The 22,952-nt window shown below is 62.6% G+C and carries 21 protein-coding genes; 11 read left to right on the top strand and 10 right to left on the bottom strand.

All coding sequences use genetic code 11. The features are described from left to right. Positions 1-19: 19 nt before the first annotated feature. From ACP7DD_RS23325 to wrbA, 5 genes are read right to left on the bottom strand one after another with little or no spacing between them, the layout of a single operon-like run. Entirely contained in the window at positions 20-1,090 is a 1,071-nt protein-coding gene (locus tag ACP7DD_RS23325; protein WP_426177353.1) for a lipocalin-like domain-containing protein, read from the bottom strand. Continuing rightward, a complete protein-coding gene (locus tag ACP7DD_RS23320; protein WP_426177351.1) occupies positions 1,090-3,639 on the bottom strand; it encodes an ABC transporter permease in 2,550 nt (849 codons plus the stop codon). The genes ACP7DD_RS23325 and ACP7DD_RS23320 overlap by 1 nt, the downstream gene beginning before the upstream one ends. Then, positions 3,636-5,045 (bottom strand): FAD-binding oxidoreductase, encoded by a 1,410-nt coding sequence (locus ACP7DD_RS23315; protein WP_426177349.1) that lies wholly within the window; start codon positions 5,043-5,045, stop codon positions 3,636-3,638. The genes ACP7DD_RS23320 and ACP7DD_RS23315 overlap by 4 nt, the downstream gene beginning before the upstream one ends. Next, positions 5,035-5,442 carry a DUF2069 domain-containing protein gene (locus ACP7DD_RS23310; protein WP_426177347.1) on the bottom strand — a complete coding sequence of 136 codons (408 nt, stop codon included), beginning with the start codon at positions 5,440-5,442 and terminating at the stop codon, positions 5,035-5,037. The genes ACP7DD_RS23315 and ACP7DD_RS23310 overlap by 11 nt, the downstream gene beginning before the upstream one ends. Continuing rightward, positions 5,439-6,050, bottom strand: a complete 612-nt coding sequence (gene wrbA / locus ACP7DD_RS23305) for an NAD(P)H:quinone oxidoreductase (protein ID WP_426177346.1) — start codon at positions 6,048-6,050, stop codon at positions 5,439-5,441. Before wrbA ends, ACP7DD_RS23310 begins: the two co-directional genes overlap by 4 nt. Before the next feature lie 91 nt (positions 6,051-6,141). Between wrbA and ACP7DD_RS23300 the strand changes: the two genes are divergently transcribed. Then, on the top strand, positions 6,142-7,464 hold the full coding sequence (locus ACP7DD_RS23300) for a YihY family inner membrane protein (RefSeq protein ID WP_426177344.1): 1,323 nt from the start codon (positions 6,142-6,144) through the stop codon (positions 7,462-7,464). Between the two features lie 14 nt (positions 7,465-7,478). On the opposite strand, the gene ACP7DD_RS23295 is transcribed toward ACP7DD_RS23300, so the two are convergent. The 5 genes from ACP7DD_RS23295 to ACP7DD_RS23275 all read right to left on the bottom strand — a co-directional run bounded on the left by ACP7DD_RS23295 (position 7,479) and on the right by ACP7DD_RS23275 (position 11,633). Beyond that, the gene (locus ACP7DD_RS23295) at positions 7,479-7,784 is read right to left on the bottom strand and encodes an Mpo1-like protein (protein WP_426177343.1); all 306 of its coding nucleotides are present in this window, start codon (positions 7,782-7,784) and stop codon (positions 7,479-7,481) included. Between the two features lie 15 nt (positions 7,785-7,799). Next, on the bottom strand, positions 7,800-8,609 hold the full coding sequence (locus ACP7DD_RS23290) for an alpha/beta fold hydrolase (protein WP_426177341.1): 810 nt from the start codon (positions 8,607-8,609) through the stop codon (positions 7,800-7,802). A 1-nt stretch (position 8,610) separates the two neighbouring features. After that, positions 8,611-9,921, bottom strand: coding sequence for an O-acetylhomoserine aminocarboxypropyltransferase (locus tag ACP7DD_RS23285; RefSeq protein WP_426177339.1), 1,311 nt, complete (start codon positions 9,919-9,921; stop codon positions 8,611-8,613). Positions 9,922-10,082: 161 nt separating this feature from the next. Then, positions 10,083-10,328, bottom strand: coding sequence for a hypothetical protein (locus tag ACP7DD_RS23280; protein ID WP_426177337.1), 246 nt, complete (start codon positions 10,326-10,328; stop codon positions 10,083-10,085). A 246-nt stretch (positions 10,329-10,574) separates the two neighbouring features. After that, positions 10,575-11,633: a DNA-binding protein gene (locus tag ACP7DD_RS23275; RefSeq protein ID WP_426177335.1), complete on the bottom strand. Its 1,059-nt coding sequence runs from the start codon at positions 11,631-11,633 to the stop codon at positions 10,575-10,577. Positions 11,634-11,921: 288 nt separating this feature from the next. Here ACP7DD_RS23275 and ACP7DD_RS23270 point away from each other — a divergent pair, with 288 nt between their 5' ends. From ACP7DD_RS23270 to ACP7DD_RS23225, 10 genes are all read left to right on the top strand, one after another. Continuing rightward, positions 11,922-12,185, top strand: a complete 264-nt coding sequence (locus ACP7DD_RS23270; protein ID WP_426177333.1) for a hypothetical protein — start codon at positions 11,922-11,924, stop codon at positions 12,183-12,185. Further along, positions 12,121-12,723: a site-specific integrase gene (locus ACP7DD_RS23265; RefSeq protein WP_426177331.1), complete on the top strand. Its 603-nt coding sequence runs from the start codon at positions 12,121-12,123 to the stop codon at positions 12,721-12,723. The genes ACP7DD_RS23270 and ACP7DD_RS23265 overlap by 65 nt, the downstream gene beginning before the upstream one ends. Positions 12,724-12,788: 65 nt before the next feature. Further along, complete coding sequence (locus ACP7DD_RS23260) at positions 12,789-13,463, top strand: heavy metal response regulator transcription factor (protein ID WP_426177330.1); 675 nt, start codon at positions 12,789-12,791, stop codon at positions 13,461-13,463. Further along, a complete protein-coding gene (locus ACP7DD_RS23255; RefSeq protein WP_426177329.1) occupies positions 13,441-14,868 on the top strand; it encodes a heavy metal sensor histidine kinase in 1,428 nt (475 codons plus the stop codon). The genes ACP7DD_RS23260 and ACP7DD_RS23255 overlap by 23 nt, the downstream gene beginning before the upstream one ends. A 153-nt stretch (positions 14,869-15,021) precedes the next feature. Next, positions 15,022-15,741, top strand: coding sequence for an ABC transporter ATP-binding protein (locus ACP7DD_RS23250; protein WP_426177327.1), 720 nt, complete (start codon positions 15,022-15,024; stop codon positions 15,739-15,741). Beyond that, positions 15,741-16,691 (top strand): efflux RND transporter periplasmic adaptor subunit, encoded by a 951-nt coding sequence (locus ACP7DD_RS23245; protein ID WP_426177326.1) that lies wholly within the window; start codon positions 15,741-15,743, stop codon positions 16,689-16,691. Before ACP7DD_RS23250 ends, ACP7DD_RS23245 begins: the two co-directional genes overlap by 1 nt. Continuing rightward, positions 16,688-18,196 (top strand): efflux transporter outer membrane subunit, encoded by a 1,509-nt coding sequence (locus ACP7DD_RS23240; RefSeq protein ID WP_426177325.1) that lies wholly within the window; start codon positions 16,688-16,690, stop codon positions 18,194-18,196. Before ACP7DD_RS23245 ends, ACP7DD_RS23240 begins: the two co-directional genes overlap by 4 nt. Then, positions 18,178-19,371, top strand: coding sequence for an FtsX-like permease family protein (locus ACP7DD_RS23235; protein ID WP_426177323.1), 1,194 nt, complete (start codon positions 18,178-18,180; stop codon positions 19,369-19,371). Before ACP7DD_RS23240 ends, ACP7DD_RS23235 begins: the two co-directional genes overlap by 19 nt. 189 nt (positions 19,372-19,560) lie before the next feature. After that, complete coding sequence (locus ACP7DD_RS23230; protein WP_426177321.1) at positions 19,561-21,570, top strand: phosphatase PAP2 family protein; 2,010 nt, start codon at positions 19,561-19,563, stop codon at positions 21,568-21,570. A 153-nt stretch (positions 21,571-21,723) separates the two neighbouring features. Beyond that, a partial coding sequence (locus ACP7DD_RS23225) for an IS66 family transposase (protein ID WP_426177319.1) occupies positions 21,724-22,952 on the top strand: 1,229 nt, incomplete at its 3' end.

The following is a 22,952-nucleotide window of genomic DNA, read 5'->3' as shown; positions in this document are numbered from 1 at the left end:
TTCTGATGTTCGTTTTGTTTTAAAGAGTCATCGGCTTGAAGTAGCCCGTCAATTCCAGATATCCGTGCCCGGCCGGAGCGCCATCGCGCGTGATCGTGACCGCGCCCTCCCAATACACCGCGCCGGTCGAGCGCCGCGAATCGAGCTCCTGGTCGTCCTGCAAGGGCTTGATGCTCCAGCTGGTGGCGCCGGTGACGAGCGTGGTGGCGACCGGGTAGACGGCGTTGGTGCGCGGCGACTTCCACAGCGCCTGCGGAGTAAAACTTACCTGGCCCGGCGAATACTGCGTCACCTTGCCGGCCGCATCCCGCAAGGTCGCGTGCGCCCATAGTTTACCACCTTGTTTGCCGCGAATCTGGAAAGCCATCAGCGCCGAGCCGTCGTCGAGGTTGGCGCCGACCCAATCCCAGCCCTGGGCGTCCGGGTCGAGCGCGGTGCTGGACCATTCGTGATCGAACCAGGCGTCGCCAGTGACGGCTGCCGGCGCGGCGCCGGCGCGGCCGGCGGTGCCGGTCACTTTCATGTTCGGCAAGCTGTAGTAGTAACTGGCCTGGTCGGGCCTGGGCCCCTTGCGCGAGTAGCCCTGGTCGCCTTGCGCCAGCAGCGGCGCGCCCTCGGCCAGGCGCAGGTCGAGCGTCAGTTCGGGCGACCTGATGGTGACGGTGTAGACGCCGTCGGCGCCGCGCACCATGCGCCAGTCGTCGAGCTTCAGGTCGGTGGTGCCGGTCTTGGCATAGGCCAGGCCGAAGCCCTCGCGCGCGCTTTTCTGGTCGTGCAGCAGGCGGCCGACGGCCGGATCGGACAGCGCGGCGTGGCCGAGGATCAGCTGCTTTGGCGCGAAGGCGCTTGGATTGGCGTCGTCGTGGCCGGTGCGGCTGCGAAAGAACGTCACCTGGAAGCCGAGCGGCTTGCCGTCGGCCGTTTTCAGCCAGCCGGTGACGTACCACCATTCGGTCTTGTACTCCGGGTGGGCGCCGTAGTCGGCCGGGAACGACAGCGGCCGGCCCGGCACCACCTTGGCCATCAGCGGTTCGGCGGCTTGGGCCAACTGGGACGACAGCATCAACAGAATGATCAGCATGAAGCGCATTACCAGTCCTCCCTGACTGCGCGGATTGGGCCGCCCGACAGCGCGTAGCGGCCGGACACGAGCGCCGTCAGCACGGACGCGGCCAGCAGCAGCGCGGCCACGGCGCCCAGCAGTGCCCATGGCAGGTGCAGCTGCATGGTCCAGTGGAACGACTGCGGGTTGACGACAAATACGAGGATCAGGCTGATCAGCAGGCCGAGGCAAAAGCCGCACGCCACGCCCAGCGCCGTCAGCGCGCCGCCTTCGAGCGCGAGGATGCGCAGCACCTGGCTGCGGGTAACGCCGACGTGGCGCAGCATGCCGAATTCGCGCGCGCGGGCCAAGGTCTGCGCCGAGAACGTGGCGGCAACGCCGGACAGGCCGATGGCAATCGCAATCGCTTCGAGCAGATAGGTGACGGCGAAGCTGCGGTCGAAGATCTGCAGGCTCATGGCGCGGATCTGGCCAGGTTCGGCCAGTTGCAGGCCGGCGCCGAAAGGCAGGGCGCGCACCTGCTTGACCAGTTCTGCCGAGGTGGCGCCTGGGCGCATCCACAATGCCGCGTCGCTGACGTCCTGGTCGCCCGTCAGCGCGCGGTAATCTTCCAGCCGGATCTGCACCGAGCCGGCCTGGCTGGCGTAGTCGCGCCAGGCGCCGGCAATGAAGAACGGCTGCAGGCGGCCATTGAGCGGCACTTGCAAGGTCTGGCCGACCTTGACTGCGTACAGGTCGAGCATCGCTTCGGACACCCAGGCCGGCCTGGCGCCAGCGGGCGGCGCGGCGGCGGCGCCGACCAGCACCATCGCCTTGGCCGGATCGGCGACGTCGATGCGGCGGGCGATCAGCGTGATCGCGGGGCGCGCCGGGTCGAGCGAGACTTCGCGCGTACGCAGGAAATCGGCGCGGCCAACTGCCGGCAGGGCGGCGAGGGCGGCCTGCTGCGGCGGGCCGAACGCGGCCGTATTGCCGGCCGCGGCCTGGCGCACATACAGATCGGCAGGCAGGATCTGCACCAGCCAGTCGTCGACCGAGACCCGAAAGCTCGACACCATGATCGCCATCGCCACCATCAGCGAAAAGCTCGACAGGATGCCGCCGAGCGCGATCGCCGCCTGGCCGGAGGCGTTGGCCAGACGCGCCAGGGTCAGCGCCGGCACCGGCCGCTGGCTGCCGCGCGCCATGGCGACGCGGTTGACGGCGCCGAACACGAAGCTTGCCAGGCGCGGCATCATGCCGATGCCGCCGATGAGCAGCAGCGCGATGGCGGCGTAGCCGAACAGCGGCAAGTCGAACACGGGTGGGGCGAGCGTCAGCAGCGCGGCGGCGGCGAGGCAGACCAGCGACGGCCAGATGCGCGCCAGGCGCGACAGCGCCGCTTCGTCGCTGCCCGACTTGAGCGCGACGGCCGGCGCGGCGCGGGCCGCTTCGAAGGCCGGCGCCAGGCAGCCGAGCAAGGCGACGCCAAGGCCGAGCGCGAAGAAGACGAACGCGGCGACCGGGGTGAAGACGACGGTCGGGCGCACGCCGGAAAAGTAGCCGGCGCCAAGGTCGGCGCCGAAGTAGCGCAGCGCGGTGGCGGCCAGCGCGTAGCCGGCGGTGATGCCGAGCGCCGCGCCGATCAGGCCCAGGCTGGCGCCTTCGAGCAGCACCTGGCCGAGCAGCTGGCGCCGCTCGACGCCGAGCACGCGCAGCAGCGCGAACTGGCTGCGGCGCCGGATCACCGACAGCGCCTGGGTGGAAAACACCAGGAAGGCGCCGGTAAAGAGCGCCACCAGCGCCAGCACGGTGAGGTTGACCCGGTAGGCGCGCGAGAGCGTGTTGGTGCGGCTTTCCTGGTCGGCGTCGTTGGGCTGGGCGACCAGGAAGCGGCCGGGGAAATCGCGCTCCAGTTCAGTGGCCAGCGCGCGCTCGAAGGCGCCGCGGTCGACGCCTTCGCGCAGCTTGAGGTCGATGCGCGAGAGCTTGCCGGCCAGGTTGAAGCGCCACTGGGCGGCGCCGATGTCCATCACGCCGAGGCGCTGGCCGGCGCGCGCGCGCAGCAGGCCGCCGGCCACGCGCAGCTTGAAGTCGGTGGCGCCGGCGCGCAGCACGACGCTGGCGCCGGTCGACGCTTTGAGCCACGTCATCGCCGCCGGCGACAGGAACACGGCGTCGTCGGCCAGCACGTCCATGCGCCGCTCGGCCGGCGGCACGCCCATCAGGTCGGGCGAAATGGCGCCGGCGCGGAACGGGTCGAGGCCGATGATCTCGAGGGCGCCGCGCACGCCCGGCACGCCGGCCTCGATTGAGAGAACGGCTGACGCGATGGCTACGCCGTCGCGTTGTGCCAGGCACGGGTAGATCGCTTCGTCGAACAGCGCCTCGCGCCCGCTGACCTGGATGTCGGCCTGGCCGGCCATGCTCTTGACGGCGGCGGAGAACTCGTTGAAGGCGGCGGCGTTGATCAGGTGGATGGCGAAGCCCATCGCCACGCCGACGGCGATGGCGGCAATCGCCAGCAGGGCGCGTACCGGATGGGCGCGCCATTCGCCAAACAGCAGCCAGCGCGACAGCAGGCCCGGTCCCGTCACAGCACTTTGCCCGGGTTCATGATGCCAAGCGGGTCGAGCGCGGCTTTAATGGCGCGCATCATGTCCAGTTCCACCGTCGACTTGTAGCGCGCCAGGTCGTCGCGCTTGAGCGCGCCGATGCCGTGTTCGGCCGAGATCGATCCCTGGCAGGCGTCGACGCTGTCATGCACGATGCGGCTGATGGCGGCCTGGTTGGCGAGGAACTGCTCGTGCGGTTCGCCGTCCGGCGGGGCGACGTTGTAGTGCAGGTTGCCGTCGCCGAGGTGGCCGAAGCAGACCACCTGGCACTGCGGGAAGGCCTGCTGCAGCCTGGCGTTGGTGCTGTCGATGAAGTCGGCGATGTCAGACGCCGGCAGCGAGATGTCGTGCTTGATGTTCTTGCCGGCGGCCGCTTGCGCCAGCGGGATGTGTTCGCGCAGCTGCCACAAGGCGCGCGACTGGGCGCTGGAGGTGGCCAGCACGGCGTCGTCGGCGAGGTCGAGTTCGACCGCTTGCTCGAGCGCGCCTTCCATCAGCGCGACCGCGTGCTGCTCCGACTCGCTGCTCGACACTTCCAGCAGCACGTAGTGCGGGTGGCGCTGGACGAACGGCTTGGGCAGGTGCGGAAAGTGGGTGGCGACGAGTTGCATGCAGTAGTCCGACATCAGCTCGAACCCGGTCAGGCTGGCGCCGCAGCGGTCCTGCATCAGGTTCAGCAGCGACAGCGCGTCGTGCGGCGAGGCCAGCGCGACGAGCGCGGTGAGGGTCGACTCCGGCAGCGGAAACAGCTTGAGCACGGCGCCGGTGATGACGCCGAGCGTGCCTTCGGCGCCGATGAACAGGTCGCGCAGGTCGTAGCCGGTATTGTCCTTGCGCAGGCCGCGCAGGCCGTTCCAGAGGTCGCCTTGCGGCGTGACCACTTCGAGGCCGAGGCACAGTTCGCGCGCGTTACCGTAGCGCAGCACGGCGGTGCCGCCGGCGTTGGTCGACAGGTTGCCGCCGATGGTGCAACTGCCTTCGGCCGCCAGCGACAGCGGGAACAGGCAGTCCTGCGCGGCCGCGGCCTGCTGGATGGTGTGCAGGATGCAGCCGGCGTCGACCGTCATGGTGCGGTTGACGGCGTCGACGGCGCGGATGCGGTTCAGGCGCGCCGTCGACAGCACCACGGCCTGGCCGCTGGCGTCGGGCACGCCGCCGAGCACCAGGCCGGTGTTGCCGCCTTGCGGCACCAGCGCGATGCGCTCGTCGCCGCAGGCGCGCACCAGCGCGGCCACCTGCGCGCTGTCGTTCGGGCGCAGCACCGCCAGCGCGCGGCCGGTGAAGCGGCCGCGCCAGTCGGTCAGGTACGGCGCGCAGTCCTGCTGCGATGTCAGCACGTAGTCGGGGCCGACGATGGCGCGGCAGCGCTGCAGGAAATCAGCACTCATTTTTGGCCGGATTGACCTTGTCGATCAGTTCCTGGGCGAGCCTCTTGGCGGCCTTCTTGTACGGCCGCAGGTACAGCAGCGCGCACATGAAATAGATGACGACCAGGCCGACTTCGCCCATCGCCATGGTGCGCGACAGCGGCAGCAAGTCGCTCCAGGCGCGCACCACGCCTTCGGTGAAGTACAGCAGGATCACCATCGAGGACCACTGCAAGGTGTAGATGTCGCGCTTGATGACGCCGCGCAGCGGAATGAACAGCAGCACCGCCTTGAGCGCCAGGATCGAACCGCCCGGGCGCAGCGGCGCGACCCACATTTCCCAGGCAACCAGCCAGGCGATCAGCAGCACCAGGCTGATGATAGCGCCGAGGTGAAAATATTTTTGCGAAGTCATCATCGTACTCCCTGCAGGGTAGCCGCGGTCAACGCCAGGCGTCGTCCCAGCGCGATCGCGAGCCGTTTTTCGTCGTCGGTGACGGCCTTGTCGCCGTCGATGCCGGACCAGTGGGTAGCGCCGTACGGGCTGCCGCCACTGGAGGTGGTCATCAGTTCAGGGTGGGTGTAGGGCAGGCCCATCACCATCATGCCGTGGTGCAGCAGCGGGATCATCATCGACAGCAAGGTCGATTCCTGGCCGCCATGCAGGCTGCCGGTGGAAGTAAATACCACCGCCGGCTTGCCGGACAGGGTGCCGGCGAGCCACTCGGCGGCCGTGCCGTCGAGGAAATACTTGAGTGCCGCCGCCATGTTGCCGTAGCGCGTGGGCGAGCCGAGCGCCAGGCCGGCGCACTCGGCCAGGTCGGACAGCTCGACATACGGGGCGCCGCTGGCCGGAATGTCCGGCGCGGTCGCCTCGGCCACGGTCGACACGGCCGGCACGGTGCGCAGGCGTGCGTCGACGCCGGGAACGCTGTCGATCCCCTGGGCGATCAGCTCGGCCAGCTTGCGCGTGGCGCCATGGCGCGAATAGTACAAAACGAGAATTATGGGAGTGGGTTGGTTCATCGTTGGTATTATAGGGCGCTTTACACTCTGATATAACCGCTGCCGGATGCTTTCTAAAACAGTCCATTCACTTTCGAGGTCGACCAGCGAGATGATCAACGTCAGCGTGGACATTGTGCGCGGCCTGACCTGGAGCGAGGCGCGCGATTTGCTGCGCTTTGCCGGGCGCCGGCTGAACGAGGAGAAATTGCCGCAGGTCGCCGGCAGCCTCACCTTCACCACCACCCTGGCGCTGGTGCCGCTGCTGACAATCGTGCTGGCGATCTTCACCACCTTCCCCGTCTTCAATTCTTTCCGCGCATCGCTGGAAGGCTACTTCGTGCAGACCGTGATGCCGAAGGGTATCGCCAACACCGTCATCAACAACCTGACCCAGTTCGCCAGCAAGGCCACGCGATTGTCGGCGGTCGGCGCGGTGGCGCTGTTGTTCACATCGAGCGCGATGATGGCGACGGTGGAACGCGCTTTCAACCAGATCTGGCGCGTGCGGCGCCCACGGCCGCTGGCCCCGCGCATCATGATGTACTGGATGCTGCTGACGCTCGGGCCGCTGCTGTTCGGCCTGTCGCTGACGGTGACGTCGCAGCTGTTCATGGCCACCAACGACTGGATGCGCGCGATGCCGGTCATCGGCGCGCTGTTCTACACGCTGGTGTCGGTGGGGCTGACAACCGGTGCCTACATGCTGCTGTACATGGCGGTGCCAAACCGCTATGTCGACTGGCGCGACGCGATCTGGGGCGGCCTGGTCGCGGCGGTCGCGTTCGAGATCGCCAAGCGGCTGTTCGGGATTTTCATCAAGCAGTTCCCGAACTACACGATCATCTACGGCGCGCTGGCGGCGCTGCCGCTGTTCCTGCTGTGGATCTACCTGTCATGGATGATCACGCTGGTGGGCGCGCTGATCACTGCCGCGCTGCCGGTAGTGAAGTACGAACGCTGGTGGTACGAGCCGGTGCCGGGCGGCGCTTTCGTCGACGCGGTGGCGATCCTGAAGGTGCTGCATGGCGGCGCCAGGGTGACCGATTCGGCGCTGGTGTCGTCGGCGTCGATCCGCGCGCACACCAGGATCGGCTACGAGGAGATGACTTCCTTGCTGGACCGGATGGTCGCCGAGGGCTGGGTCGGCCGCGTGCAGGCCGACGTGCCGGCGCGGCTGCGCTGGGGCAAGCGGGTCAGGGAGAGCGACGACAACTGGGTGCTGCTGATTAATCCGGACAAACTCAAGCTGTCGGACGTGTACCGGCTGTTCGTGTTCGGCGGCCGGCCGGCCGACGCCGGCGCGGCCAAGGACCTGGACCAGGCGTCGGCGATGACGCTCGATACGCGGGCGCTGGCGGGAAAAGTGGAGGAGGCGGTCGAGCGCGGGCTGGAGCAGACGCTGGCCGAGCATTTCGCGGTGAGCGCGCGGTAAAGCGATTGCCGCGGTTACCAGCTGAGCTTGCCGGTCAGCATCTGCCAGTACATGATCCAGTCGGCGCGCAACGAAAACAGCGGCTGCGCAAACGACGCCGGCATGTTCTTCTCGAAGACGAAGTGACCGATCCAGGCACCGCCATAGCCGGCTACCAGCGCGGCAAGAATCCACCACGGGCTGCCGGTCACGACCAGCATCGCCAGCGCAATCAGCGCCAGCGACGAGCCGATGAAGTGCGTGCGCCGGCACATGCGGTCGGCGTGCTGGGTCAGGTAAAACGGATAGAACTCGGCGAAGGTGGCAATCCTGGCGGCCATGCGATGCTCCCGGTGTCAAGCGCCGGTGGCGGCGAACGCGAACAAGGCGTCGAGCACCGCGCCGGGCTGCTCGCTCATCAAGGAGTGGCCCGCGTCGACGTGGACGATTTTGCCATGCGGGACGCAAGACGTCAGCATTTTCGTCGAGCGCGCCGGCGTCATCATGTCCTTGCTGCCGAAGATGAACAGCGTCGGGCACTGCAGCGCGCGGGCGGCCGCTTCGCCGTTGGCGTACGCATTGCAGGCGGTGAAATCGGTGTGGAACAGGTGCTCCGGGTTGATCGCCGACATGCGCTGCATCAACCGGCGCGACACGCCCATCGTGCTCACGCCGGCCGACGGAGTCGATGGATTTTGCGCCCGCATCGAATGCGAAAAGATGTTGACCATGTCGATGGCGGCCGGTTCGTCGCTGCGCGAAGTGGCGAGCAGCGCGTCGGACACCTTCATCGGGTAGGTGGTGCCCAGCATGGCGACGCCGCTGACGCGGTTCGGCGCCAGATACGACGCCTCCAGCGCCACCAGCGACCCCATGCTGTGCCCGACCAGCATGGCGCGGTCGACGCCGGCCGCGTCCAGCACCGCCAGCAGCCAGCCGGCCATGTGTTCGACGCTGGTCCTGGCGGCGCCCTTGCTGCGGCCGTGCCCGGGCAGGTCCGCCGCCAGCACGTTGTAGCCGTGATGGGCGAAGTAGCGGGTCTGCTGGTTCCATACCGAATGGTCGTTCTGGGCGCCGTGGATGAACACGACGGTCGGACGTTCGGCATCGAAGGGCCGCCCGCCGGTGTAGCAGTATGCCAGCGCGCTTTCTACCAGGAGGATCATGTCAGGCTCCTTTCTGCGACAGCTTCAGGCCGCGCGCGAGGTCTTCGATCAGGTCGTCCGCGTCTTCCAGGCCGACCGACAGGCGCATGGTGCCTTCCTTGATGCTTGATGCGGCCAGCTGTTCGGCCGGCACGCGGAAGTGGGTGGTCGAGGCAGGGTGGATCACCAGCGACTTGGCGTCGCCGACGTTGGCCAGGTGCGAGAACACCTGCAGCGCGTCGACGAAGCGGCGGCCGGCGGCACGGTCGCCCTTGAGGCTGAACGAGAACACCGCGCCGCAGCCTTTCGGCAGCAGCGTCTTGGCCAGTTCGTAGTCGGGGTGCGAATCGAGTTCCGGGTAGGAGATCGACTCGACCGCGGCGTGCGACCGCAGGAACGCGACCACCTTGCGGGTATTGGCGACGTGGCGGTCCATGCGCAGGCTGAGCGTCTCGATGCCCTGCAGGATGGCGAAAGCGTTGTGCGGGCTCATGACGGCGCCGAAGTCGCGCAGGCCTTCGCGGCGGGCGCGCAAGGCGAACGGCGCGACGGTCGACTCTTCGGCAAATACCATGCCGTGGAAGCCCTCGTAGGGTTCGCACAGTTCGCCGAAGTGGCCGTGTTCTTCGTAGGCGGCCTGCCAGTCGAAGGTGCCGCCGTCGACCAGCAGCCCGCCGATGGCGGTGCCGTGCCCGCACAGGAACTTGGTGGCCGAGTGGAACACCAGGTCGGCGCCGTGATCGAAAGGACGCAGCAGGTACGGCGTGGTGAAGGTCGAGTCGAGCATCAGCGGCAGCTTGTGCTCGTGGGCGATGGCGGCCACGCGCGGGATGTCGAGCACGTCGAGGCCCGGATTGCCGAGCGTTTCGGCGAACAGCACCTTGGTGGTCGGGCGGATCGCCGCGCGCCAGGCGTCGACGTCGCGCGGGTCGACGAAGGTGGTCTCGATGCCGAAGCGCTTGAGCGTGTAGGCGAGCATGTTGTGCGAGCCGCCGTACAGCGCGCGCGAGGCGACGATGTGCGAGCCGGCGCCGGCGATGGTGGCCAGACCGAGGTGCATCGCGGCCTGGCCGCTGGCGGTGGCGATGCCGGCCACGCCGCCTTCGAGCGCCGCGATGCGCTCTTCCAGCACGGCGTTGGTGGGGTTCGAGATGCGCGAGTAGACGTGGCCGGCGCGCTCCATGTTAAACAGCGAGGCGGCGTGGTCGGAGTCCTTGAAGGCGAACGACGACGTGAAATACAGCGGCGTCGCGCGGGCGCCGGTGGTAGGGTCGGGCATGCTGCCGGCGTGCAGCGACTGGGTGTCGAAACCGGGGTATTTCGGACCGCTCATGATGGGCTCATCGTGTGGAAAGGATGGGCCGAATCGTAGCACTGATTATACGGTTGCGAAACCGCCGCGCCTGGCGCACCGAAGCTGGCGGTGCTCAGGCCAGCGCGGTGTCGAGGATCATCGTGACGATAAAGCCGGTCACCAGGGAGCCGGAGGCAAATTCATTCAGGCCGTCCTTGTGCGATTCCGGGATGATGTGATGGCAGAACACGTACAGCATCGCATCCGGGCGTCGTGCCGAGCGCGGTGGCGAGGGCCGCGATGGCGCCCCCTGGCAGCGCGCCGAGCAGGTTCGGCGGCAAGCGCATCAACGGCGTCGCAATCTCATCCATGAGCACCAGCAGGCCGGCGACGGCGATGGCGCCGCCGACCAGCAAACGCGGAACCTGACCAGGGCGCACGTTCATGGGCGCTCGATCAGTGAGGCTTGGAACCGGCCTGCGGGCTTGCACCCATGCCAAGTTCGGCGCCCGTCATCGGGTCCTTGCTGGGATCGGACGCCGTGCGCGCGGCCATCTGGGCGAGCGTGGCGTCGTCTTCCGGCGTGACGTTGACCGGGGCATGGCCATCGCCGCCGTCGACAGCGACCTGTTTATCGCCGTCGCTGACGACGTTGGATAATTATGCCCATCCCCTCGAAAAGGTAAAAGTTCTCATAACTGATTGATTTTGTGGGCAACGCTGCTATCGGTCTGGGTAGAACCGTGTTCGCGCTCAGTCAGTTTTTGAATCAGCCCCAGCCTTTCCTGATCTGCCTTTTCCGCCTTTGCCTCAACGCTGGCCAGTTGATGAGTAAGCATTTCTGCCTGTTTTTGCGCGGCTGCCCCGATCATGTTGGCTTCCGTCAACGCCTGTTGTGCCATCTTTAGCCGGTTATCCAGGTCAACACGCGCTGCTGATAGTTCCTTCACCTGATACGTCAGTTGGTCCCGCTCGCTTTTCACGGCGCCCTGCGCGGCCTGAGCCCCTTGGGCCGTCCGCCGCAGCCGCGCGTTGTCGGCATCGAGTTGCGACAGTTTGGTCTCCTGCTGCGCAAGTGTTGCCTGTTGGGCCGCTTGCCGCTGCTGGCCGCTCGCCAAATCCAACTCCAGGCGCGCGATGCGCTGCTCGAACGCCTGCCGATCTTCCGTCCTCTGTCGTGCAGTCGTTTCCTGGTAATGCTCGAATTGGACCCGCGTCTGTGTCAACTGCTGCGTGAGCGACTGAACTTCCGCTCTCCGGTCGGCAAGACGCTGCTGTAGGCCGGCATTGTCGGCCCGGGCAGCCGTCAATGACATTTCGCCCGCATGCTGGTCTTTCTGCAGGCGCTCGAAGCTCGCTTTTAGCCGAGCCAACTTCTGAGCCAGGCGATCCTTGGTCTCGGTCAGCGCGCCCATGTCGGCCGCTGCAAGCTTTAATCGTTCGGCCATCGCTTCCTGTTCTTGCCGGTGACTCTCCCGCGCCAACCCCAGCTGATGCGCAAGATCGGCCTGCAGCTTCTCATAGATGTCTTTGACGGCGCGTACCAGTTCAGCCGGCAAGCCCAATTCGGCTTCGGCAATGGTCTTCTGATGCGCGCTCTTCCAGCGTTTCAGCATCGGCGCAATCGTACTTTTGCTGCCGGTGCCGCCCAGTGCTTCGCGCACGTTGTCGACGGTCGGGTTTTTGCCTTCCACCGCGAGCTTCGCAGCCGCTTTGGCGACTTGAGAATATACGACACCGGCACGGGCCATGACCACTCCATTCAATTAAGTAACGTATTATGTGTTACGTAATAATACGATCAATAACGATTAAAGTTCTTCGCTCAATTAAATATTTTAAGCTTCTATAATGTACGTTACCGCAGGCTATGCTGCCTGCACCGTGCTATGCTCACTGTAATCCCCATTACGAGCAAACATTTCGACGCCACCATGGCCAGCACCATTACAGTACGCCAAGCCGCCGAAATGCCCAATATTGGGTCAGTGCCGGCTATCCGCAGCGCCGTTACAGCGCAGGATCAACGCGACTTATCCGTGCCGCAGTGCGCTTTCTTGGCGGCCGCCACGTCCGACAACACGCGCCAAGCGTACCGGTCGGCGATCAAGCACTACCTGGACTGGGGCGGCGTGCTGCCGGCCGACGAGCCGGCGGTCATCCGCTACCTGGTGCGGTACGCCGACGCGCTCAATCCGCGGACCCTGGCCGAAGAAGACGGCCAAGGCGCTGCCGATCGTGGATCTGGAACTGATCGTGGCGACACTGGCCAGCCAGGGTACGCAAAGGGCGGCGCGCGATAGCGCGCTACTGCAGGTGGGCTTTTTCGGGGGATTCCGGCGCAGCGAGCTGGTGGGCATCGAGGTTGACCACATTGCCTGGGACATGCAAGGGATCACGATCACGCTGCCGCGCTCGAAGACGGACCAGACCGGCGAGGGCGTGGCCAAGGCGATCCCCTACAGCGACGGGCCGTGCTGCCCCGCGACTGCGTTGCGGATCTGGCTGGACGCCGCCGGCGTGACCAGCGGCCCGGTCTTCCGATCGATCAGCAGGTGGGCTGTGGTGGGCGACAATGGCTTGAACCCGGCCAGCGTGAACACCATCCTGTGCGGCGCCGCCAGACTAGCCAAGCTCAGCTATGTGCCGGAACTGTCGAGCCACAGCCTGCGGCGCGGCATGGCCACCTGCGCCTACCGCGCGGGTGCCGACTTCCGCGACATCAAGCGGCAAGGCGCGTGGCGCCACGACGGCACAGTGCAGGGCTACATCGAGGAGGCTGGCTTGTTCGAGGAGAACGCTGCCGGCAGTTTGCTGCGCTCGCGGGTCAAACCGGCCTGACTCGGCTTAGCGCCCGATTTTTCCGAATTCTGTGTCCCCTGGCTATCCATGACAAAGGTGTGGAATTGAAAATACTAATCGTTGAAGACGAGCCCAAAACCGCAGCCTTCGTCAAGCGAGGTTTCGTCGAGGAAGGTTTCGCCGCTGATCTCGCCGCGAATGGGCCGGACGGGCTTCATCTCGCGCTGACGGGCGTATATGACCTGATCGTACTGGATGTCATGCTGCCCATACAGGACGGCTGGTCGGTGCTAACGCAGATCAAGGAGCGCTTGCCCCACCAGCCTGTGATTCTCCTCTCGGCCCTCGATGCTGTTTCTCATAGGGTCAAGGGCCTGGACTTGGGCGCCGATGACTACCTGGTCAAGCCGTTTGCTTTTTCCGAATTGCTTGCCCGTGTGCGCAATGCATTGCGCCGGGCACCGACGCGGCAACCGGACGCGTTGCGTCTCGCCGATCTCGACATGGACCTGGCTCGGCACAAGGCATCACGGGCGGGAAAGCCGCTTGACCTCGCTCCACAGGAATACCGACTGCTCGAATACCTGCTTCGGCATCCCGGCGAGGTGCTGACCCGGACGCGGCTCGCCGAACAGATCTGGGACATCAATTTCGACGGCGACAGCAATGTGGTCGATGTGGCCATCCGCCGACTGCGCAGAAAAGTCGATGATCCCTACGATGGTCAGCTGATTCACACGTTACGGGGAGTGGGATATGTCCTGGAAGAGCGGAACTGAGAACGCTACCGCAAGAACCGGGTCGATTGCCGCGCGGCTCACCGTTTGGTACGCGCTGCTCAGCGTGGCGCTGATCGCCTCTGCCGGAAGTGTGCTGTATTGGGCGCTCGCGGACCGGCTGCAACAGGAGGACGATCGGATTCTTGCCGGCAAGATCGCCGAGGTGCGCGCCGTTCTGGTGCTCCACCCGAGTGATCACGCAGCCTTGCGTGAAGAAGTCCAACACGAGACAGAAACGCTTCCCGGCATCTATATCCGGGTGCTGGATGCGCGGCAACACATCGTTGCAGACAGCCCCGTTTCCGGTGCCGTTTCCGACAACCATGGGCCGTTCGCAAGATCACCGCTTCCCGTAGATGATCGCGGTCGGGACTGGTTTTCCGGCGACGGCAAGAAGTACCGCCTGATGTCCGGCAAATTCGAAGCAAGCTCGCCCTTCACAGTGCAGGCAGCGATGAGCCTCGCCAAGGAGGAGCAACTTCTGTCCGCTTACCGGAGCACTTTACTGCTGACCGTTGCCATCTTCCTGGCGATTGCCGTTGCCGCAGGTTACCTTATTGCCCGTCGGGGAATGCGGCCCGTTTCCCGATTGGCCGCAATTGTTGACGAGCTTGGCGCGGCGCAATTGCACCGCCGAGTCGGCGACGAACCCTGGCCTTTAGAGCTGCGGCCACTCGCGACAAACTTCGATCGCCTCCTGTCGCGCCTCGAAGACTCGTTTGCCCGCATCTCGCGCTTCTCGGCCGACATCGCTCATGAACTGCGCACCCCGCTCCATATCCTGCGAGGTGAAGCAGAAATTGCGCTGTCCCGGGAGCGGTCGAACGAAGACTACCGGGCTTGCATCGAATCGGCGATGGACGAGTATGACCGTCTATCGCGCATGGTCGATGCACTGCTGTTCCTGGCCCGCACCGAACAGCCGGCCGCGCAACTCGAAAAGAAATGGCTAGACCTTAGGCAGGAAATCGCCGTCGTATGCGACTTTTATCAGGCAATGGCCGATGAGCAAGGCGTTACCCTGATTCCCAGCGGCACAGGAACGATACTGGCGGATGCCAGCCTCTTGCGGCGTGCGTTGGGCAATCTTGTCGCCAATGCGCTTCACCATACAGCAAGCGGCGGGCGAGTCGCGATCGATACGAAGACGCTAAGGAATCAAGTGGCCGAGATTACTGTAAGCGATACCGGTTGCGGAATTGCGCCCGAAGATTTGCCCCGAGTACTCGAGCGCTTTTACCGTGCCGATGGCTCACGCTCGCGGCAAGGGCAAGGCACCGGCCTTGGTCTTGCCATCGTTCAGTCAATCATGCATTTACATGGTGGAACAATTTCCATCCAGAGCAAACCCGACCATAATACGGCCGTCGCGCTGACATTTCCTGCCGCTGCTGGTACTGCCTGAACCCCGTTCGCGACACACCTTCGTCGGTCGGGCTTGACGTTTTCAGAGATGACCAGTTGGTCATGTTGCGGTCATCTTCCCGTTCCGTCCGTTGTTCTATCATGCTCCATTCAAAACCCGCTTTCCGCGATAGAACAAAGGGACAAAAAATCAATGAATTCGACTCAAGAAGTTGCCGTCAAGTGTTCCGGCGTGACGAAAGACTATGGTGTCGGTGATGCAAAAGTGACCGCATTGCGCGGTATCGACCTCGATGTCTACCGAGGCGAACTACTCATCCTGGCCGGCCCTTCGGGCTGCGGCAAGACAACCCTGATCTCCATTATCGGCGGCATCTTGAAGCGCGATGCAGGCAGGTGCACGGTACTCGGCAACGATGTGGAAGATATGAATATAGATGAGAGAGCATGCTTTCGCGGCACTTCCATCGGCTTTGTTTTTCAGGCTTTCAACTTGCTCCCCGCGCTGACCGCCGCTGAAAACGTCGCCGTACCGCTACTGATAAGCGGCGAAGAACGCAAGTCTGCCGATCGGCGTGCCAAAGCCGTTCTCGACCAGGTTGGGCTGTTGGAACGCGCAGATGCGCTCCCTGGCCAACTCAGTGGCGGGCAGCAGCAGCGCGTGGCGATCGCCCGTGCGCTTGTACACAATCCTAAATTGATTATTTGTGATGAGCCAACAAGTAGCCTGGACCATGCCACCGGGCACGCCATGATGGCGATGCTGCGGGATGTGGTGCAAGCTCCCGACCGCGCATTGGTGGTCGTGACGCATGACACCCGCATTTATGAGTTCGCCGACCGCATCGCACACATGGATGACGGGAAGATCGTCGAAGTAACTGTTGGGGCCGACCGGGCACAAGCGAAATGATGCGTAAGTATCTGCTCCCGACACTCGCCGTGATTGGCCTGCTGATTGCCGTGACGATGGTGTTGATCGGTAACAGGCAATCGACCGTCTCGCAACCAGCGGCGCAGTCGCCAAAAGCGCCTTTCGCGTCTTACGTCGCAGGAGCAGGGATTATCGAGGCGAGCACTGGAAACATCGTTATCGGAACGTCAGTGCCCGGTATTCTGGTCGAACTGTACGCAAGTGCAGGCAGTAACGTGACTGCTGGCGACAAGCTGTTTAAAATCGACGACCGTGAACCGCAAGCGCAACTCCTGGTCGCGGTGGCGAAAACCAAAGAAATTCACGCACGCTTGGCGCAAGCCAAAAGTCAGCTCGAACTCGCTGACAGCGTATCGGATAAGCGCGCCGTCAGCGTCGAGGAGCTAAACAATCGTCGCTTTGCGGTCAAGATTGCCGAGGCGGAGCTGGCTTCGGCCAAAGCGCAGGTCGCGCAGATTCAGATGCTCATCGAACGGCATACCGTACGCGCGTTGGTCTCCGGCCGCATATTGCAGAACAAGATGCGCATCGGCGAATACGTGCAGGGTGGACGGCCAGACGCTTCTTCGATGCTGCTAGGGAACGATGAACGGCTGTTCGTCCGCGCCGACATCGACGAAAACGATGCGTGGCGGGTGCAAGCAGGTGCGCGCGCAGCTGCATTTATGCGTGGTAATCCGACGCTGCACGTCGCGCTAAAATTTGAACGCGTTGATCCGTATGTATTGCCAAAAACCTCGCTGAGCGGCGACAGTACAGAGCGGGTCGATACCCGGGCCCTGCAGGTCATCTATAGTTTTGATCGCACGGCATTGCCGATCTACATCGGCCAGCATGTCGATGTGTTCATCGAGACGAAACTCAGCGAATCCTCGCGTGGCGGCATGCCGGGAGCCGCGTCACGCGCCTCTGCGGTGAGTGCGCCATGATCATCTCATTGCGACGAATCTTCCTGTTGATGATCACGACCGCTGCAGGTGGTTGCGTGGTAGGTCCCGACTATCATAGACCGGCACTGGACGGGCCCGCGCACTGGAGCGCAGCACCTGAAAACTCCACGTCGTCCCTGCCCGCGCCGGCGCGATGGTGGCTGAGTTTCAACGACACTGAACTAAACTCCCTTATCGAACGCGCCGTTCAGGACAATCCCGATATACAAGGCGCAGAAGCTCGGGTTGCTGCAGCACGCGCCAATTTCGATATCGCGTCAACGTTACGGCGACCAACTGTCAGTGCAACCGGCTCATACCGAAGGGGACGCGAAAGTGAGAATGTCCCGAGTACGACGACTGCAGCGGACGCAAGGAAGTCTGAAAATCTGTTTCATGCCGGCTTCGATGCGCGATGGGAACTTGATCTGTTTGGCGGTGTTCGCCGTTCAGCCGAACTGGCAAATGCAAACTATCACGGAGCGCTCCATGACCGTGGCGGCGTCATTCTTTCGCTGCGTGCCGAAGTCACGCGTAATTATATTCTTCTGCGCGCGTCTCAACAGGAGTTGGCCTTCACGCGTGCCAGCCTTCTGGTTCAGCAGGATAGCCTTCATCTGATCAAAGTACGATATCAGGGTGGAATGGCGACAGATTTGGAGGTCGCCAGTGCCGAGTCTCAAGTCAATGCAATCGCCTCCCGCACCCCCTCATTGGAAAACGCCTACGAGCAAAGCTTGTATCGTCTCGGCATTTTGCTCGGCCTCGCGCCAGGAGCGTTGTCTGAGGAACTCCGCGCGCCAGGGGCAATTCCGGCAGGGCCATCGACGCTGCCTTCAGGTATGCCGTCGGATCTGCTTCGGCAGCGTCCGGACATTCTGCGAGCGGAGCGCCAGCTTGCGGCGGCGACCGCACGAATCGGCGTTGCGACGGCGGACTTGTATCCCAAGTTTTCATTGCTCGGCGCGCTAGGCCTGGAGAGCCGATCTGGCGGCGATTTTTTCAATGTGGGCAGCAAATCCTGGTCGATTGGTCCATCGATCACATGGCCGATCTTCCAGCGGGGCCGCATTGTCGCCAACATCGAAGTCCGCAACGCCGAGCAGCAAGAGGCTTTGATCAATTATCGAAAGTCGATCCTCGTTGCGTACGAGGAGGCTGAAAATGCAATCGCCGCCTTTCGGAATGAAGGCCATCACCGCAGGGCCATCTCGAAAACGGTTGACTCGGACGAGCGCGCTGTCGTTCTGGCGACATCGCTTTACAAAAGTGGCCTGACTGATTTTCGAAATGTGCTGCTCGCCGAGCAAACCCTGTTTCGATCACGGATTGATCTGGCGCGCAGCGACGCTGCGGTGGCCACAGCGTTGGTGGCGCTCCACAAGGCTTTGGGCGGAGGCGTTGAGCAGGACCCGGTTCCTGCTAACATCAATTTCCAATATCAGCAATTACCCTGTCAGTCAGCACGCTCAGAAGGAGCACCAAAATGTTACGCGTGGCCTTGAAAATGCTGTTGGGTGATCGCGCGAAATACGTGGGCCTGATTTTTGGCATCACATTTACCTCATTCCTGGTGACATTCGCAGCATCATATTTCGCCGGAATCATGACGCGCGGCTACGCGCCCATCGCCGAGAACAGTAGCGCAGATGTATGGGTGATGGACCCGGCAGTAAATTCGGTCGAGCAGACGACCAACATGCCCTTGCACGCATTGGCAAGAGTGCGCGGCGTTGCGGGAGTACAGTCGGCGGTTCCGCTCATGCTGGCCACGGCCGAGGTCCGTTTCCCCAATGGCCGCTATCAGCCTTTTCAGGTCATTGGCGTCGATGACGCGACGCTGACAGGGCTGCCGCCCATGCAAGACCGTGTGATGCCTGGCTTGCTGAGAGTACCTGGCGCCGTGGTGGTTGATGCGGGTGGTTCCAGCGGTAAATTGGAGACGCCATTTCAAGTTGCGGATCAATGGCCACGCGGTAAACCGCATCTCGACGCGCCGACGCGCGAACTGGCAACAGGCGATGAATTGCTAGTCAACGATCACCTCGTACGGGTTGTCGGGCGATCACAAGGACTCCCCCGATTCCCGCCGCGCCCGCAGCTATATACAACTTTTTCGAACGCGACCCGGATCATGCCACCGGAACGACGTCGGCTCACGTTCGTGCTTGCAACCGCTGCGCGAGGGGTGGAGGCCGAAGACTTGGCGATTCGTATCGAATCGGCAACGGGTCTCCGCGCGCGCACGTCTGCAGAATTCAAATCCGATACGGTTCATTGGTTTCTGGTCAACTCCGAAGATGTGGGGGACATTGCAGCCATGCTTACCCTGGCAATGTCGGTCGGCTTTGGCGTAACCGGAGTAATGCTCTATATGTTCACCAACGAAAATCTGCGCAATTATGCTGTGCTAAGTGCAATGGGTGCCACACCGAGACTTCTTTTGACGATGGTGTTCGCCCAAGCCGGTCTGTGCGGCCTCCTTGGAACCGGTCTCGGACTGGGACTCTGCGCCGTTAGCGGGCAGTTGGCACTAATGGCCGGATATCCGTTTCGCATGATGTGGTTCACACCTGTACTAGGTGCCGTGACTGTTGTGCTGGTTAGCGTGGTTGCCGCTGCGTTAAGCGTACGCCCGGTAATGAAGCTGGAGCCCAGCGTGGTATTTGCGGGACGTTGAAACGTGTCCATCGTTGGGCCTGACGATACGTGCCGTGGGAGCCTGCCCCCCTCGACGGCTGCCTGATCGGATTCGTGATTCGGCATGCACTGGAACCGGTGATGCGGGGCTGGATCGAAATTAACTGTCGCCGTATCAAAGCAATTGCGGAATTTCTGTAGCTGCCATGTCGCCAACGATTGAAAGAATATGGAATCACATTTTCATACATTGATCCTTTATTTCTCGGCCCACCCGTGGGTGGCGTTGGCCGCTGTTTTCGCGGGTGCTGCACTTGAAGCGCTCGCGGTGATCGGCATCGTGGTTCCGGGCAGCATGATCGTTTTCATGGGCGGCGTGTTAATTGGCATGCACATCCTCAGTCCCGTTTTGGCAGCACTTGCGGCAATCATCGGCGCAATATCGGGTGATGGCGTCAGCTACTGGCTCGGACAGCATTATCGCGAGCGCTTGCGCAGTGTCTGGCCAATGAAACGCTACCCGGCCTTGTTTTCTCGTGGCGAAACCTACTTTGCCGCCAATGGTGGAAAAAGCGTTTTCCTCGGCCGTTTTTTCGGGCCGCTTCGCGCGATTGTGCCGGTAATCGCCGGGATGTCGGGCATGCCGCCGCTGCAGTTCACATTCATGAACGTCACTTCGGCCGTAGCGTGGGCTGGTGTGCTTATTTTGCCAGGCGTGCTGTTCGGCGCCTCGTTGCAGATTGCCGGTGCGCTCAGCTCGCGATTGGTCATCCTCTTGCTGGGGATTGCGATCGTAATCTGGCTGCTGCATCGCACTACGCATTACCTCATGCTTTATGGGTGGCCGCACATTGAGAAACTGCGTGACCGCGCAGTGAAAGGCGCCCATCGTGGATCGGGATTTTTCTCAAAAATAACGCTGTCTCTATTCGATCCAGCCAGGCCGGAGTCGCGCGCATTGTTGACTGCTGCAATCTTGTTGATAGCAGGCGCGTGGCTGTTTGGCGGAATTGTTCAGGATGTGATGGCCAATGATCCTATTGTGCAGTTCGATCAAGCCGTCAACTCGCAAATGCAGAATTTGCGCACGGATTGGGGCGATCACGTAATGGTCGCGTTGACCGAAGTTGGCGGCCCTGCAGGGACCATCGCTCTCATCGTCACGCTCTCACTCTACTTTGCGTATCGTCGCTACTGGCGCACGCTAGGCTATTGGATCGCCGCTGTGAGCGTTGCGGAGGTCCTGGTTTGGGTCGTCAAGTTTACGCTCGGACGAGCACGTCCGCACAATATTTATACTGGCATTGAGCAGTATTCGTTCCCAAGTGGACATACCACGCTGAGCATTGTTGTCTACGGGTTCATGGCGTTTCTGCTGGCCAACGGTAAGCCGACCAAAAAAAAAGTCGCGCTCACGCTAACTGCTGCCACAGTGATCGTGCTCATTTCGATTTCGCGAATTTACCTCGGCGTCCACTGGTTTTCCGATGTCATCGGCAGTTTGAGCCTGGGAATGATCTGGGTGGCCTTGCTCAGTATCGCTTTTACGCATCACGTCAAGAACCAGCGTCTTCCAATTCTGCCGTTTTTTACGGTGGTGTTAGCGACGCTTGCGATAGTCAGCACTTTCTATTACGGCGACCGGCACGCTGACGACATCCGCCGATATGCTTATCAGGTAACTGTTCTCAAGCCAATCATTCTGGATGACTGGGCCGGCGACGGGTGGCGTCGCTTGCCGACGGCGCGCGCCGAACTTGAAGGCGATATCGAAGAGCCGTTTGCGATTCAGTGGTCCGGTACTACTGTTGACGTGTTAACCGCGCGGCTCGCGACAGTTCAGTGGCATGCCCGCCAACCTTGGGGCATCAAAACAGCGTTACTCTGGCTATTGCCGACGACGCCAATCGAGAGCATGCCAGTTCTGCCAAAGTTGGATCATGGACTGGCGCAACAACACACTTTGGTCAAAGAATTAAATCGGAATGAACGATTGGTGATTCGACTTTGGCGCTCATCCTACGCTCAGCAAACCACGGCGTGCGTCGAGCACCCCCTGTGGTTCGGCTCCGTCTTAATCGAACGAAGGCAGCCCCTCTCGAATATAGTCACACTTCTAATCGCCGAACATGATTTTCGCAGGCCTGTCGAACTACTTCAGAACGACTTGGAGCGGCAACCTGGGTCATTCCAGAAGCGCGAACGGGATCAAACCGATGTTTTGCTAATTTCGCAATAAGCCGTTGATTGTGCTCGACCCAGGGGGCAGGACGTACGGGATTCCGCTCAGTAGGGAATGGTTCATGATGAAGATTATTTCGTGACTATTCAGCCTGAGCGCGCAGCGTAGAAAGTTGTTGTAAACAAATCTGGGATAACGCATCATGCGTGCATGCCACCAAAACCGCCGCGCCCCGACCTTACTCATCTGTCCAACCAGCACAAGGACAGACTTATCGACGCGCTGTTCGCACGCCTCGACGCTGTTGAGGCGAGGCTGGGAATGAACAGCCAGAATTCGAGTAAGCCGCCGTCGTCGGATGGCCTTGCGAAGAAGACGCGCTCGTTGCGCGGAACATCGGACAAGAAAGCCGGCGCGCAAGATGGACACAAAGGGACGACGCTCAAACGAGTGGCGGAGCCGACCGATACTATCCATCACCCATTGCCATCGCAATGCAATCGCTGCCATCGGCCGCTGCCGCTCGACGAGGCACTGGTGGTGGAACGCCGGCAGGTCATCGATGTGCCCGCGCGTTCGTTCGATGTCGTCGAGCACTGCACGCTTGAAGTGGCGTGCAGCTGCGGGCACGTGCATGTGGGTGCCTTTTCTGCCGGCGTTTCGGACGTCGTGCAGTACGGCCCAAACGTGAAGGCCCTGGGCGTCCATCTGACTCAAGGGCAGATGCTGTCCTTCGCCCGTACCGCTGAACTGCTTCACGATATCTATGGCCTGTCGGTTTCTCCCGGCACGCTGGTGGCATGGGTGGGCGAGGCGCGCGCTGCGCTGCAGGACACGGACAACCAGATCGCCGACAATTTGCACGTTGCCGCATTGGTCAACGCCGACGAGTCCGGTCTGCGCGTTGCAGGAAAGCTCCATTGGCTCCATAACGCGGCCAACGAAACGTTGACCTGGTATGGCGTGCACGCCAAGCGCGGCATGGCGGCCATCGAAGCTCACGGCATCTTGCCCAAGCGTACAGGCGTCCTGGTCCACGACTGCTGGGCGCCGTATTGGAAGCTCGATGAATCCATTCATGCCTTGTGCAATGCCCATCTTCTACGCGAGATCGTGTATGTGAAAGAAATCACCGGACAGGCATCGCCTGACGCGATGACAAACTTGCTGCTGGACGCCAACAAGTTATGTGAGGCGGCCCTAAAAAAACAAACGCCGTTCAGCGTCGATGATGTCGCTGCCTTCCGTACGCTCTATGACGCTATCGTGAACGACGGCGAGCAACTCAATCGCGAAGCGGTAAAGACCGCCGGGAGGCAAGGCAATCCACCCAAGTTAGCCGATTTCAACAATTTTTCTGACTCATTGCCTTGTGCGGTTTTTGGTCTTGCTTCCGCGGTTTCGAGAGATTTTCACGATGTCGATAGGTCCTTCCAGCG

Origin of the sequence: Massilia sp. TWR1-2-2, assembly GCF_049897565.1 — a bacterium.
Classification (GTDB): domain Bacteria; phylum Pseudomonadota; class Gammaproteobacteria; order Burkholderiales; family Burkholderiaceae_D; genus JAFCUW01.
The sequence above is the reverse complement of the archived record's forward strand: the minus strand, read 5'-3'. Positions and strand labels throughout refer to the sequence as shown.

What these genes read in the sequence shown, in the direction of transcription:
- ACP7DD_RS23325 (WP_426177353.1), bottom strand. Translation starts at nt 1,090, where the DNA reads ATGCGCTTCATGCTGATCATTCTGTTGATGCTGTCGTCCCAGTTGGCC.
- ACP7DD_RS23315 (WP_426177349.1), bottom strand. Translation starts at nt 5,045, where the DNA reads ATGAGTGCTGATTTCCTGCAGCGCTGCCGCGCCATCGTCGGCCCCGAC.
- ACP7DD_RS23310 (WP_426177347.1), bottom strand. Translation starts at nt 5,442, where the DNA reads ATGATGACTTCGCAAAAATATTTTCACCTCGGCGCTATCATCAGCCTG.
- wrbA (WP_426177346.1), bottom strand. Translation starts at nt 6,050, where the DNA reads ATGAACCAACCCACTCCCATAATTCTCGTTTTGTACTATTCGCGCCAT.
- ACP7DD_RS23300 (WP_426177344.1), top strand. Translation starts at nt 6,142, where the DNA reads ATGATCAACGTCAGCGTGGACATTGTGCGCGGCCTGACCTGGAGCGAG.
- ACP7DD_RS23295 (WP_426177343.1), bottom strand. Translation starts at nt 7,784, where the DNA reads ATGGCCGCCAGGATTGCCACCTTCGCCGAGTTCTATCCGTTTTACCTG.
- ACP7DD_RS23290 (WP_426177341.1), bottom strand. Translation starts at nt 8,609, where the DNA reads ATGATCCTCCTGGTAGAAAGCGCGCTGGCATACTGCTACACCGGCGGG.
- ACP7DD_RS23285 (WP_426177339.1), bottom strand. Translation starts at nt 9,921, where the DNA reads ATGAGCGGTCCGAAATACCCCGGTTTCGACACCCAGTCGCTGCACGCC.
- ACP7DD_RS23280 (WP_426177337.1), bottom strand. Translation starts at nt 10,328, where the DNA reads ATGAACGTGCGCCCTGGTCAGGTTCCGCGTTTGCTGGTCGGCGGCGCC.
- ACP7DD_RS23275 (WP_426177335.1), bottom strand. Translation starts at nt 11,633, where the DNA reads ATGGCCCGTGCCGGTGTCGTATATTCTCAAGTCGCCAAAGCGGCTGCG.
- ACP7DD_RS23255 (WP_426177329.1), top strand. Translation starts at nt 13,441, where the DNA reads ATGTCCTGGAAGAGCGGAACTGAGAACGCTACCGCAAGAACCGGGTCG.
- ACP7DD_RS23250 (WP_426177327.1), top strand. Translation starts at nt 15,022, where the DNA reads ATGAATTCGACTCAAGAAGTTGCCGTCAAGTGTTCCGGCGTGACGAAA.
- ACP7DD_RS23245 (WP_426177326.1), top strand. Translation starts at nt 15,741, where the DNA reads ATGCGTAAGTATCTGCTCCCGACACTCGCCGTGATTGGCCTGCTGATT.
- ACP7DD_RS23240 (WP_426177325.1), top strand. Translation starts at nt 16,688, where the DNA reads ATGATCATCTCATTGCGACGAATCTTCCTGTTGATGATCACGACCGCT.
- ACP7DD_RS23235 (WP_426177323.1), top strand. Translation starts at nt 18,178, where the DNA reads ATGTTACGCGTGGCCTTGAAAATGCTGTTGGGTGATCGCGCGAAATAC.
- ACP7DD_RS23230 (WP_426177321.1), top strand. Translation starts at nt 19,561, where the DNA reads ATGGAATCACATTTTCATACATTGATCCTTTATTTCTCGGCCCACCCG.